Here is a 14384-nt window from a genome sequence, read left to right as displayed (position 1 = left end):
GCTGTAAGGCATCCAATTGCGGTTAATATTATATACAATTTACCATTTCCGGTTGCTGGATCTATTTTGCCGTAACGAATTAATGCATAAAGCGCAAAAAGCACAGCAAGTACACTAATGGCAGTATGGAAAATTCCGAGTGGTGAAAGATGATTTGGCATAGATGTGAATTTAAAGGTTGACAGGATTAGGGTTCAATCAGTAGTATTTAACTGATAGTTATAAAGTTACATAGAAGATAATATAAAAACAAGCAGCCATTGTACTATAATTTTTACTATTTTAGTAATTACCAACCCGGTAAAGGCGGTCCACTATATAGCCCGAGAATTTACAGGCATAATTAAAGTTTTTTTCCTATGAAGGGTGAAGCGAGTGGTTTAGGATTATGTTGTAATTTAAGTTCGTTTTAGTTAATAAATTTAATTATTATATTGCTTTGTAAAAACATTTATTTTAAACACCTGTTATAAAAGCATATTTATTTACCATGAAAACTTTTAATGAATATGAATCTGTAATCTATACAGATGCCACCGGCAGTTTAATAGATACTTTTGTTGTATTTGATACAGATGTTGTAACCGGTTTAACGCATATTAATCATATGAATTTAAAAGTTCCCATCGAAGCGTTGCAACTTCACCCGGCTACCATCGCGAAATATAATTTACCTATGCAGGATGCTTTTAGTTTTGAGATTTTTAAGAAACTGAAGGAAAAACATAAAGACCCGTCAGTTCCACCGGTTAAACATGCTTTAAAAGCCGAACCTGGCTATAAGCTGGCAAATGCATCTTAAATAATCAGTTAAAATATTGGTTCATAAAAAAATCCATTCATAATGAGTGAACGGATTTTTTTGTTGAATTAACAATTTATTAATTTGTAGCTCCGCCATTAATTAACGGGTGCTGACCATTAAAGAATGATGACAGGTCACTTGGAAAGAACTCGGCGGCGTTGGCACATTTTCCACTTCGGCCAGCCTGCCCATAGGGCACCTGTCTAATAATTGTTTCCTTAATTCCCCATAGCTATCGGCTTCCGCAAAGAAGCCCTGAATCAGTATCTAAAAAGATAAATCAACCCAATGCCATAACATATACCATAGTCAAATAAAAATCATGATTGTGTGTAAATACTGATAGCAATAGTTATTATTGAAAAAGTGTATTCCTGAAGATTTTTTTATATGATGTTAAATTTTGAAGGTTTGCCGGCTATTGATCTGGCTATATTATTGTTGCTTGCAAAAGAGGCAGGAAAAGGCATGCTTACTATTTATAATGATGGTGATATAGCAGTAACCTTAAAGGATGACCGATCGCCATTAACCCTCGCGGACAGGATCTCGGATGAAATAATAATGAAGGGGCTTACAATTTTAAATCCCGGCATACCGGTAATATCCGAAGAAGGGAAGGATATACCCTACGAGGTAAGAAAGAATTGGGAATACTTTTGGTGCGTTGACCCTTTAGATGGGACAAAGGAATTTATAAAGCATAATGGCGAGTTTACAGTTAACATTGCCCTGATTCATAAAAATACACCTGTATTAGGTATTATATATGTGCCTGTTACAGGCGAACTGTATTACGGAGGTGCAGGCATTAGCAGTTGGAAAGAATCTGTTGAGGGTGAACCCCAACAACTCCATGCCGATACAAATGCAAAGCAGTGGATAGCTGTGGGCAGCAGGTCGCATTCATCGGCAGAAGAAATCGCTTTTCTGAAACAATATCCTATTGTAGAAACCATAGCTGTAGGCAGTTCTATCAAATTTTGTTTAATTGCCGAAGGTAAAGCGCATATATACTACCGGCATGGCCCAACTATGGAGTGGGATACTGCGGCAGGCCAGGCTATTGCGACTTATAGCGGCGCTATGATGAGCAACCCGGCTGGCGAACCATTTTTATACAATAAATCATCGCTGTTAAATGGTGGATTTTTGGTAAAGACTAAATGGTAGTTAATTGGTAGTTAAGCTTTTGCGCCTTCCGGAAATAATATTATTTTGAACGTAATAATTGCTTCTTTGTTTTTTTAATGTTCATTTTTAATGACCATAATTTAAAGTTTACGTAAAATGATTAATAATAATTTATTAAATTGTACTTAATTTCATTTTTTAAAAAGTAGGTAGAATTCATTCAATTATGTCTGAAAGTATTGTAAGTATTAATGATAATAACACTGCAATATGGCTTGCCTTTAAAAACGGCAGCTGGGACGCTTACACACAGCTTTATAATGATCATTTTAAAATCCTCAATAATTACGGCTATAAATTTACCAGGGATGTAAATATTATTGAAGATGCAGTGCACGACCTGTTTATTAAATTGTGGACAAACAGGGCAACCCTGGGTAATCCGGTATCAGTAAAAAACTATTTATATAAATCACTTCGCAACGTTATTTTCCGCAAAATACAATCCCAATCGCGTTTTGTTGACCTGGAGGACGAAACCGGTTACAATTTTTCTTTCGAAATTTCATTTGATCACCAGCTCATCGCCAACGAGGAGGAAAGAGAATTACAATTAAGAATAAAATCGGTGGTGAAAACTTTACCGGCAAGGCAGCAGGAAATCATCTATCTGCGCTTTTATGAAGGTTTAGGCTATGAAGAAATTGCCGATATTATGGAAATTAACATTAACTCGACTTATAAATTACTTTATAAAGCATTCAATAACCTGCAAGGGGTGTTAAAAACATCCAAATTGGTTATTTTTTTGGGTCTTTATTCTTGTTTGAGTACAAAAGTGTATACAAATTAAGTTTTTTTTCATCTCGGAGGGATAATTCCGGCATAACCATGTATATAAGGTTTAAATCAGAAACTTATATAGCATGGAGTTTGCAAAATATAGCACTTACACTTTACAGGATTTTTTAGACGACGATGATTTTCTTCGTTTTGTAATTAGCCCATCTATTACTGACACCAATTTTTGGCAATCATTTACAGCTTTGTATCCCGGCCAAAGGGAAATTGTTGATGAGGCTTCAAAAATTATCCTGGCCTATCGTAAACAAGATGTATTTACAAACGAAGCCAACCAACAAAAAGTTTGGGAACGAATTGAAACCACTTTACAGGATAAAGGCGCGATAAAACAAAAGATATTCTATCTCAACAGGTTCCTGCGCATAGCCGCAATGGTTTTATTGGTTTCATCAGCAGGGGTAGCCTTCTGGATGATAAAATATAATTCAAAAAATGAAGTAGTTACCGCTTTTGGTGAACTGCGCACGGTTACATTGCCAGACAACTCGGTTGTTATTCTTAATGGAAACTCAAAACTTACTTACTCCAATAACTGGGATAAACAATCAAGAGAAGTTTGGATCAGTGGCGAAGGCTTCTTTAATGTTAAGCATCTTAATAAAGATCCGCGTCATATAAAAACTACAGAACGGTTTATTGTGCATTGCAATGATGTGAACATTGAAGTGTTAGGCACTTCCTTTAATGTGCGTAACAGGCATAATAAAACCAATATTGGCCTGGTAAGTGGTAAAATAAGGTTAGAATATCTTGACAGTGTATTAAAGAATAACCGGTTATTGGTCATGAAACCTGGTGACTATGTGGAGTATGCGCAAAAACACCTGGTTGCCCAAAAGAAGCTTGCTGTGCCAGAAAAGCTAACCGAGTGGACCAATCACCAATTATCATTCAATAATGCCACTCTTGCACAAATCAGTGAGATTATGACTGATGACTATGGTTACCATATTGATTTTTCAAATCCCGACCTGGCCGGGTTAAAGATAGAAGGGGAGATCAGCGTATCAAACGTTGAGGAGTTGCTGGAAACCATATCAACAACGCTGTCAGTAAAGATCACCCGTTCAGACAAAAATATAACTATCACTAAAAATTAACCCCTAAACAAATAATTTATGCGAAAACTTGACCTATCAACTTTTTTAAAATGTTGCTGTTTCTTGTTGGTCCTGCTTGGCCAGTCGGTGTACGGCTATGCCCAGCTGGCGTTCACCAGCAATAACAGGTTCCATTCAAAAGCTCCGAATTACCAGGTACAGCAGGCTGTTGAAAGCAAGATGCTGTTAAAAGACGCGCTTGAAAACCTTAAAAAGCAATTTAATGTTCAAATTGCTTATCAGGAAGGGCTACTGGATAACAAATTTATATCAGCAAGCTTATTTAACAATGCCAGGTTGTTTAATCTTGATGAAAACCTGAAACAATTACTATCAGTTTTTCAGCTCGAATACCGCAAAATTAACGGCAACCAGATCTCTATTTTTTCTATAAAAGATGGAGGCGGCACTAATATTGCTGTTGTTGCAGCTGTTTTAACAGGCAAGGTGCTTGATGAAAAAGATAACCAGCCAGTTATAGGTGCCTCCGTTTACTTAAAGGCTGATCCCAAAATTGGTACTTCAACAGATGTATCGGGTAATTTTAAGCTTATTGTACCTGATAAATATAATGGCAAGCCGGTTACGCTGGTGGTGGCCTACATCGGCTACGATAAAGAAGAACTTACTATTACCGATTTAAATTCACCAGTTCAGGTAAAACTAAAACAAAATAACAGTACGCTTAATGAGGTTGTAGTTACGGCCCTTGGTATCAGCAAGCAAAAGAAATCGCTTGGTTATTCGGTAACCGAAGTTAAAGGAACCGAGTTTACGCAGGCCCGTGAAAATAACGTTGCCAATGCATTAACCGGTAAAGTTGCTGGTGTTAACGCGGCAGGATTATCTACCGGTCCTGGTGGTTCAAGCCGTATAGTTATACGTGGCAATGGAGGCCTTGCAGGCGATAATCAGCCGTTATACGTAGTAAATGGTATGCCAATTGACAATAGCGTACCAGGTGGCGCTCCAACTGTTAACGGTATTACCAATAACGTCGACCGTGGCGATGGTATCGCAGCGTTGAATCCTGACGATATCGAGTCTATCAGCGTGTTAAAGGGTGGTACCGCGGCAGCTTTATATGGTTCACGGGCAGCCAATGGTGTTATCCTTATCACTACTAAAAAGGGACGGGTTCAAAAAGGAGTAGGAGTTGAGTTTAATTCAACCGCAACTTACGACAATGTCGCAGTTTTTCCGGATTATCAATATGAATACGGCCAGGGGGACGGTGGCGTAAAACCAACAACACTGGCAACCGCTCAGGGGACCGGCAGGCGTTCATGGGGGGCAAAAATTGACGGGTCGACAGATTATATGGCTGTTGACGGCAAAACCCATCCTTATACGGCACAAAAAGATAACCTTAAAAACTTTTATCAAACCGGGAGCACCTATACCAATAGCCTGGCGTTTTTAGGCGGTAACGAGGCTATAACTTATCGCTTTTCGGCTGCCGACCTGAATAGTAAAGGCATTTTGCCAGGTACAACTTATGATCGTAAAACCTTTAACCTGGCTTTAACCAGCAAGTTAAACAGCAAAATCTCCATTGAAGCATTAGCTCAATATAATATCGAAACCGGCCATAATCGCACAGGTGCCGGCGACGCACTGGGCAACCCTAACTGGACCCCGCTTGAGGTTGCCAATACCGTTGACGTACGCTGGCTTAAACCTGGGTATGATGCTAATGGTAATGAGCAGGTTTGGAATGATGCCGCCATCGCTTCAAACGGTTACTTCGTGATCAATAAATTTAAAGAAGATGATGTTAAAGACCGTTTTATAGGCCAGGGTTCGGTGTCGTACACACCGATATCAAACCTGATTTTCAAAGCCACCTTAAGCCGCGACTTTTTTAACTACAATTATTCAAATATATTGCCGACTGGCACATTGTACATCCCCAATGGGCAATACCAGTCTATAAAGTCGGATGTGTCTGAAACCAACGAACTGGTGACGGTATCATACAAAACAAAAATTGTAAGTGATTTTAATGGCGCGGTATTAGGTGGTGTAAATAGCCGTAAAAACACAACAAATCAGCAAACAGTAAACGGTTCGCAGTTTGTTATTCCTTATTTTTACAGCTCAACCAACCTTGCTACAACGTCAACTACTCCTTATTACGCCAAAATAGTAACCAACTCGGTGTTTGGTTCGGCCGATTTTGATTACAAAAGTCTGTTATTCTTATCGTTTACCGGTCGAAAAGATTGGTTTTCGACATTGAGCCCTAAAAATAACAGCATCTTTTATCCAAGCGTAGGTGGTAGCTTTATATTGTCAGATGCTGTTAAGCTACCGCAATTTTTTACCCTTGCCAAGTTAAGGGCTTCATGGGCGCAGGTAGGCGGCGGTGCTCCTGATCCATATGTAATTAATCTTACCTATAGCAATGTTCCCAGTGCGGGGCAACCGCTGCAAAATGTTACCAGTAATAACATTACCAACAACGCGCTTAAGCCTTACACCTCTACAACTACAGAGGCAGGGCTTGAATTACAGATGCTGCAAAACCGCTTAGGATTGGATATTACCGTATATGATCGTAAAACTACAAACGATATTGTAAATACGGCCATTTCATCAACTTCGGGTTATAATAATGTAATCCTTAACGTTGGCGAAGTACGTAATAAAGGTATCGAAGTGTTGTTGAACGGTTCGCCAATAAAATCAAAAGAGTTTAGCTGGAACACGAGCTATAACGTAGCATATAATGATAATAAAGTAGTAAAACTCGCCCCTGGCCTGTCGACCATACAACTGGCGACATCAGTAAATGGTTATGCAGTATTAAATAACACAGAAGGGATGCCATTTGGTACCCTATATGGCACACATATGGTGAAAAATAGCAGCGGACAAGTGGTATTCAATGCAACTACCGGCCTGCCGGTTCAATCGGCATATGAACCGCTTGGCAAAAGCGTTGCCCCGCTTACCATGGGTTTAACCAACGAATTCAGGTACAAGCGTTTTGCGTTCAGCTTCCTGCTCGATGGCAAGTTTGGCAACAAGGTGTTTTCTTTAATGGAAGTGTATGCTACCCGTTTAGGTTTAATGAAATCAACGTTGCCTGGTCGTGAAAATGGGTTAGTGCTAAATGGTGTAGACCAAACAGGTGCTGCTTATACACGCACAGTACCGGTAAGTGGCTTACGTACATATTATGATAACTATAAAATTTATTCAGACTTGTTTACACACGATGGCAGCTTTGTAAAGCTTCGCCAGGTTATATTGTCTTATAATTTGCCTGCGCTTGACCTTAAAAAAGTTCATATTCAGTCGGCAAGCATTTCGCTGGTGTCACGTAACTTGTGGACGCTTTACAAAAAGACGGACAATTTTGACCCCGAGGAGAGCTTTACCAACAGTAATACACAAGGTTTCGAATCAATCGGCTTGCCCCGTACCCGTTCACTTGGTGTAAACCTTTCAGTTAAATTCTAATATTTAAAGTTGAACACGATGAAAAGACATATAACAAAATATACATATTGTTTGCTGCTAACGCTTGGCATTATTATCATACAATCATGTACTAAAAATTTCGATACACTCAACATTAACCCTAACGCTTCACCAAAAGCAGTTCCGCAGTACATGTTTACTAAGGCTGAATATGATGGCACCGCCCGCATGCTCGATCTGTTATTGGGTACTATGCAATATACCACCAGCTTTAACGATGTGGCCGGTTTTGGGTCAAAGTATGTATTGAGCCAAAGCCAGCAATCGGCAGCCGCATTCAGCGGTGCTTACCCCAACGAGATCAATGAACTGATTGAAGTAATTAAGGCTGCGGGAACTGATGCATCGCAGGTTAATCTTGTTGCCGAGGCCCGTATCTGGAAGGTGTACTGCTTTAGCAGGCTTACCGATCTGTATGGCGATATTCCGTATTCAGAGGCTGCACAAGGATATAATGGAGCCTTATATAAACCGGCTTATGATGCCCAAAAGGATATTTATGCAGATATGCTTAAAGAGCTTGACCAGGCGGCTGCAAGTCTTGATGCAAGCAAGGCTACATTTGGCGTTGCAGACTTAATTTACAGTGGTAATACCAATAAATGGAAAAAATTTGCTTACTCCCTAATGTTAAGATGTGCTATGCGCATGACTAAGGTAGATATTGCATCTGCGCAAAGCTGGGCTACAAAGGCCATTGCAGGTGGTGTTATTTTAAATGATGCCGATATTGCTCTGATACCTTATGTAGGATCGGGCCAGGATATTAATAAAAACCCACTGGCAAACGACCTCTGGAATAATGATTATATAGCACAAAATGGCACTACAAATACCGAAGGGGGTAAGTACCAGGATGTGTTTATCAATTATCTTAAAACCAATAAAGATCCGCGTTTGGGGGTTGTATCTATTGTGTACAATGGGGGTGTAGCTGATACAACCGCTGCTAAACAAAAAGGGATGCCGGCATCACTAAACACAAAACCTGCCGATTTTGTAACCTACTCGGAGCCTAATCCTAAAACCATATTATTGTTAAACTCTCCACGCCTGGTATTTACAGCAACTGAAAACTATTTCCTGTTAGCCGAGGCAGCCTCAAGAGGGTGGTATAGTGGCGCTACAGCTTCATCATTATATGAAAGCGGTATAGCTGCTTCTATGCGTCAATGGGCAATAATTGGCGGTAGCGCAGGTACTATAACTGATACACAGATCAATACATACATCAGCTACCACAAATTTAATTCGGCCGGTACGCTTGATCAAAAAATGGCACAGATCTATACAGAGTTTTGGCTTGGCGTATTCCCCGATGCGCAGGAAGTATTTGCCAGTTACAGGCGTACAGGTTATCCCGCGCTGGTGCCTAATAACTATGTTGGTAATGCAACCGGTGGTAAAATATTCAGGAGGGTGCTGTACCCGATATCGGAACAAAATCTCAACGCGGCATCTTACGCAGCTGCTATAGCCCGGCAGGGTGCGGATGACTTCCTTACCAGGATCTGGTGGGATAAACAATAAAGCTTATTTTGTGATTTGATTAATAAGTTGGTTTCAGTTGGTTTCAGGGAGGGTTGTATACCCTTCCTGATTTTTTTGATTATTTTTAAAGATGTATAAAACATACTGTTTTTTCCTGCTGTTGATATTATTTATCCAAATCGCTTCGGCACAAAACGACCTGGTGAAAGATGACAATGCCAGTAACTATAACCTGAATAAACCCGAACGCGAACTTTGGCTTAAAAATACGGGTCTGGGTTTGTTTATCCATTTTAGTATGGATGGGCAGTTAGGTGTGGTTATCAGCCATTCGCTGGTAGGAGCAAGGAACGATTATGTGAACAGGTATTTTAATGATCTTCCCAAAACTTTTAATCCTTCAAAGTTCGATCCGCACCAGATAGCTGTTTTAGCAAAACTGGCCGGCATGAAATACATTGTGTTTACCACCAAACACCATTCTGGTTTTTGTATGTGGGATACCAAAACAACTGATTTTAATATCACTCATACCCCTTATAAAAAAGACCTGTTAAAAGAGTTTGTAGATGCTACACGCGAAGCAGGGTTGCAGGTTGGCTTTTATTTTTCACCGGAGGATTTTAATTTCCTGCGGGATCATCAGATCCCTATTAGCAGAACCGATGTGAAAATGGATGCGGCCACCCGAAAGGCATATGATGACTATACCCGGCTGCAATGCGAGGAGCTAATGACCAAATATGGTAAGATAGATGTGCTTTTTATTGATGGCGACCCTAAAGAAATAGTAAAACAAACCTGCTGGAAATTACAGCCCGACCTGCTGATCACCCGTGGAGCTATCAAAACGCCTGAGCAGATTATGCCCGGCGCTATGATCAATGAGCCCTGGTTATCCTGCATCACTATGGGTACTGCTTGGGGTTATCAGCCAACCAATGAACGCTATAAATCGGGCAGTCAGTTGATAGGTTTATTGATTGAGGCACGAGCTAAAGGCGGCTCGTTATTACTGAATGTTGGCCCCAAACCCAATGGTGAATTGCCGATAGAGCAGGAAGAGCGCCTGCGCGAAATGTCGGCATGGTATTTTGTAAATCATGAGTGCATTGATGACGTACGCAGCTGGGTGGTGAGTAAGGAGGGAGATACCTGGTTTACATCAAAAAACGGGCATACGCTTTATGCCATCGTTACTGATGCGCAGGATTGGAAGGAGGGTACCCGCAAGACATTCCTGATCCGTTCTGCTATCAGCACGGCCAATACCCAAATAAGTGTTTTAGGACAAAACAGCCAGGTAATTGAGTATAAAAACGATGATGTTAGTTGCCGATACCGGCAAACAACAAAGGGTTTGGAAGTATCGGTAGTGAAAGCCCAGCGTATTTATGATGATCATCGCTGGCCCAATCCGGTAGTTATTAAGTTGGATAATGTTGCCCCGGCATTTAAAGAAGCGGTTTTAGTTGAAACGGGGAGTACTACTTTGGTTAAAGGTGGTGTTGTTTTAAAGGGCAGGGTATTAAACTACTACAAAGACCTATCTATTAAGAAAGCCCGCTTTGATTATCGGCCATACAAGGGGCAAGTTGAAACGCTTTATGCCGGCAAATGGACGGCTGGCACCTGGGTAGCTATTAAACCTGATGGTTCTTTTGAGCAAACTTTACCCTTGAAAGAAAACTATGAATATAAAGCCATGGTTGAGCAAGCCAATGTGGAGATAGAAGGGGAGAGCAAGCTCCTGAAACGGTAATAAAAAATAAAAGCTACGAAAGGGTCTGGCTTTTAGGTATTTATACTCCGATTGCTTTTCAACAATACATGGCCACTTCAAGATAAAAAAAATCCTATTGATCTAATAGACGTCGTTATATAAATGCCCGGTCCAAAATTCACATGAGATTTTACAGATATAATCAACTGTTGCGCCTGCTTTCAACTGTATAAATAAAGCTTTCGGCTTTATAATAGCCCAGGTTATATTCCATTGGCCGGTCTCCCTGGTCAAAAACAAAACGTTTTCTGAAAAGTACCGGGCTACCTGGGTCAATCTCCAGCTTGCCGGCAATAAGTTTGTCAGCTGCTTTTGCGCTAATCTCTTCTTTTGACAAGTTGGCTACTATGGAGTGGTCACGCTCAAGCATTTCGTATAATGGCATTTTAAAGTCCTCGTCGCCGGTCAGGCCTATCCTTGGATGAAAATAAGACACAAAATAAACAAATGCTTCTTCGGCATTGCCCCTGAGCCGCTCAAGTTTCATGATCTTCTTCTCTGTTTTTATATCAAAAAAATTGGCGATAAACTCATCCGGATATACCCAGCTAACGTGCAGCTCATAATTTTTAACCGGAATGCCGCGCGCCTGCATTTCCTGTGTGAAACTTAGCCAATTCATTGATTTTGAGCTCATTTTTGGAGGAGCCACCTTTGTTCCCAATCTTTTTTTCCTGATCAGCAACTCTTCATAAACCAATTTATTAATGGCCTGGCGAAGGGTGGTCCTTGAAATAGCCAGTATTTTTGCCAGATCCACTTCGTTTGGTAATAGTTTTCCAGACTTGTATTCGGGGTCTTTGATAAGTTCCCTTAATAAATTTTCGGCCTGTATATGAAGTGGGACGGCGCTTTTATGGTCAATGGCAAGTTTCATATCTCGGTATTTCTTTAAATTTTACTAGCAATATGTATTGCAAATTAAATGATTAATGGACGAACATAATAATGGTTATATCTATATATATCGATAATTATCAAATAATTATTGAGCTTGTTCTTTGCAATGCATGCTAACTTAAAGTTAGGGTGATTTTTGGTAAAATATGTCGTAGGAATTTGGAATATATTTTATGTTTGTACATATAAACAAAGTGTTAGTTCCCGGCAAATCCTTATTGATGCCTTAAATCCATTCCTGCATGAAACTACTTTTGCCCGTTTTTATTTCTTTATCTTTTTTTATCAATTCAAATGTTAACGCGCAAGTATCCCGCAAATCAGAATTAGCGAAAGCTATCCTTTCTGACAACAGATTGGATACCATCCAGGCAAGGGCTTTAAAATTACTTTCGGGTTTTTCTGCAGGCACATCCTATAATGAAGTATGGATCCGTGATTTTAATACCTTTATTAAAGGGTCACTTACAGTGCATCCTAAAGAAGAAGTGAAAACCAATCTCCTGATGTTTTTTAAAATGCAGGGTGGGGACGGCAATATAGTTGATGGCGTAGTGGATAGCGCGAAAGCACATGTAGATTACAAATACCGGTATTCGCCGTTGCTGCGCGGATGGGCGGCTCATAAAAATACTGTTGAAACCGACCAGGAATCGTCTTTGGTTCAGGCGGTAAAAAAATATATTGATGTAACGGGCGACACGTCCATTCTTAACGAAGTTATTGGTGGTAAAACAGTGCTTCAGCGTATGGAAGATGCCTTTAGTTATATACAAAAGGACAGGTGGTCGGTTAAATATGGTCTTGTAACGGGTGCCACCACGATAGACTGGGGAGACGTGCAAACAGAAACAGGTTGGGGTGTCGCCATTAACGATAAAACCAAATGGGCAATTGATATTTATGATAATGCCATGTATGTAAAGGCTATTCACGATTTCCTGGCCATGAAACCTAAAAATTACAAAACACAAAAGGATTGGGCCTTGGTTGCGTCAGGTATCACCAAAAACGTACGTAAATACCTGTGGGATACTKCAGCTCAAAAGTATATACCACACATCTACCTAAATGGCAGCCCTTTTTCGCCTGATTTTAACGAAAAAGAGCTATTGTACACAGGTGGTTCTGTATGTGCCATTTTAGCCGGCTTTAATACACCTGCCGAGGTTAAAGAAATAAACAGGCAAATGGTTGCTTGTGCTGCTAAAGAAAAGCATGCCACAATTGGCATTACGGTTTACCCATCATACCCGGCCAAACAGTACCCCAATATGCAGCCATATAATTACCAAAATGGGGGCGACTGGACTTGGTTTGGCGGTCGTATGATAGGTGCTTTGATTGATTACGGCTATGTTGATGATGCTTACACAGAATTGTTGCCAATGATTGACAGGGCACTGGCTAACAAAGGTTTTTTTGAATGGTATAATGTGCAAACCGGTGCTCCAAAAGGATCGGGTGATTTTAGGGGTGAGGCCGGCGTTTTGTATGATGCCATCACTGTTTTAAAACAGTGGGCTATTAAAAATAATAGCCGGTAAAGTAAGCGTCTGTTAAAAAATAAATAGCAACTCAGTCAAATAAATTTCTTAAAACAATACTTACAAAAAATCCCGGCGCAATTTGCAACCGGGATCATAGTCATGAGGGGGTAAATGGCCTTAATTATTGATTTAAAAAACGTAAAATATACTTGCTTGTATGCTATTATTCTTAAAATCGCCCAGGACAGCAGATGGYGTTTCAGACACTTTTTGTATGCCGTAATAGTATCTTGCGTCTATTCCTAAACCCATTTTAGATTGGTAGCCAAGATTGCCGACAGCGCCAAAATCAACTTTTTTGGCAAATTTGGTGTCAGTTAAGCCTCCAATGTCTTCCTTTACTTTAAAACCTGCCTGCGGACCAGCTGCAACATAAAAGCCAGAATTAGCGCGGTATTTGAACAGGATTGGAACAGAGGCATAAGAAAGTTTGATATCCTGGGTACCCAGGATGCCGGCTTTTACTTTAGCACCTTGCAATGAATAAAGGAATTCTTCCTGCACCATAAAATTGTCGGTAAATTTGTAGGCTACGGTAAGGCCGGCGTTAAAGCCAGGTAGTGGATCCGTTGAAAAATTGGCATTGGTAAAATTACTGTAGTTACCACCTGCTTTGATTCCAAATTCAAGACGGCTCCCGACCTTTTTAAGGAATCCTTTCTCTTCGGGAACCGGTGTTGTTTGAGTTGGAGTTGTTTGACTAAAGGCCTTCGCGGATGTAAGAATAAGTACAGCTAAGATTAACTTTTTCATAAATTTCTTTTTTTATCAGTGATTTTTTTGTTTGCAGCCCGGGGCTGATCGTGTTATTTGATTCAAAGATGCGGTGCCGTTGGTTACCTTAACAGAGAAAGATAACCGAAGCGGGCAAAGTTGCGCCGGAAGCGGAATACAGGCGGTTAAAAAAAAAGACCAATATCATTTTATAGAATATTATGTGTTGTTAATCAACAACCGCCTCCTGATCGTCATTGCGAGTAACCACCAGGATAATCCTTGAAAAAATGGCCATGTCAYTGCCTTTGGTCTTAGAATAGCAAATTAATAAGAATTGTTATTGTTGATAATGGGGGGTGCAGGGGGGTGTTAAAAACTAAAAAGTTTGTGGATAAGTTATAAAAAAGGCAGGGTGAACTTTTGTCATTTCTGGTTTAGTAGAACCATTCGTCGTATTAGTTCCCTGCCTTTTTAAATTGCCCAAGGCCCAACTAGAATTATTCCCTTGATTTATCAAAGGTGATTGGCAAAAGGCAATTATTTTAACTTAT

The 14384-nt window shown here is 40.1% G+C and carries 10 protein-coding genes; 8 read left to right on the top strand and 2 right to left on the bottom strand.

From position 1 onward, the window contains the following. The first annotated feature begins 490 nt into the window (after positions 1 to 490). From AC1DPZ_RS12375 to AC1DPZ_RS12345, 7 genes are all read left to right on the top strand, one after another. Entirely contained in the window at positions 491 to 802 is a 312-nt protein-coding gene (locus AC1DPZ_RS12375; RefSeq protein WP_477403710.1) for a hypothetical protein, read from the top strand. 393 nt (positions 803 to 1195) lie between these two features. Continuing rightward, entirely contained in the window at positions 1196 to 1978 is a 783-nt protein-coding gene (gene cysQ, locus AC1DPZ_RS12370; RefSeq protein WP_477403708.1) for a 3'(2'),5'-bisphosphate nucleotidase CysQ, read from the top strand. 187 nt (positions 1979 to 2165) lie between these two features. Further along, a complete protein-coding gene (locus AC1DPZ_RS12365) occupies positions 2166 to 2792 on the top strand; it encodes an RNA polymerase sigma factor (protein ID WP_477403706.1) in 627 nt (208 codons plus the stop codon). Between the two features lie 73 nt (positions 2793 to 2865). Next, positions 2866 to 3903, top strand: coding sequence for a FecR family protein (locus tag AC1DPZ_RS12360; RefSeq protein ID WP_477403704.1), 1038 nt, complete (start codon positions 2866 to 2868; stop codon positions 3901 to 3903). Positions 3904 to 3921: 18 nt separating this feature from the next. Further along, complete coding sequence (locus AC1DPZ_RS12355; protein ID WP_477403702.1) at positions 3922 to 7371, top strand: SusC/RagA family TonB-linked outer membrane protein; 3450 nt, start codon at positions 3922 to 3924, stop codon at positions 7369 to 7371. An 18-nt stretch (positions 7372 to 7389) separates the two neighbouring features. After that, entirely contained in the window at positions 7390 to 8922 is a 1533-nt protein-coding gene (locus AC1DPZ_RS12350) for a SusD/RagB family nutrient-binding outer membrane lipoprotein (protein WP_477403700.1), read from the top strand. Between the two features lie 91 nt (positions 8923 to 9013). After that, entirely contained in the window at positions 9014 to 10645 is a 1632-nt protein-coding gene (locus AC1DPZ_RS12345) for an alpha-L-fucosidase (RefSeq protein WP_477403698.1), read from the top strand. A gap of 163 nt (positions 10646 to 10808) precedes the next feature. Here the strand turns inward: AC1DPZ_RS12345 and AC1DPZ_RS12340 are convergent, their stop codons facing one another. After that, entirely contained in the window at positions 10809 to 11543 is a 735-nt protein-coding gene (locus AC1DPZ_RS12340) for a GntR family transcriptional regulator (RefSeq protein ID WP_477403696.1), read from the bottom strand. A 265-nt stretch (positions 11544 to 11808) separates the two neighbouring features. Between AC1DPZ_RS12340 and AC1DPZ_RS12335 the strand changes: the two genes are divergently transcribed. Beyond that, positions 11809 to 13113 (top strand): glucosidase family protein, encoded by a 1305-nt coding sequence (locus AC1DPZ_RS12335; protein ID WP_477403694.1) that lies wholly within the window; start codon positions 11809 to 11811, stop codon positions 13111 to 13113. Positions 13114 to 13245: 132 nt separating this feature from the next. Here the strand turns inward: AC1DPZ_RS12335 and AC1DPZ_RS12330 are convergent, their stop codons facing one another. After that, positions 13246 to 13869: a porin family protein gene (locus AC1DPZ_RS12330; RefSeq protein ID WP_477403692.1), complete on the bottom strand. Its 624-nt coding sequence runs from the start codon at positions 13867 to 13869 to the stop codon at positions 13246 to 13248. Positions 13870 to 14384 lie beyond the last annotated feature (515 nt).

It is taken from the genome of Mucilaginibacter sp. P4_G9, from assembly GCF_056400985.1.
Note: the sequence above shows the minus strand (reverse complement) of the source record. Positions and strands in the feature narration are given on the sequence as shown.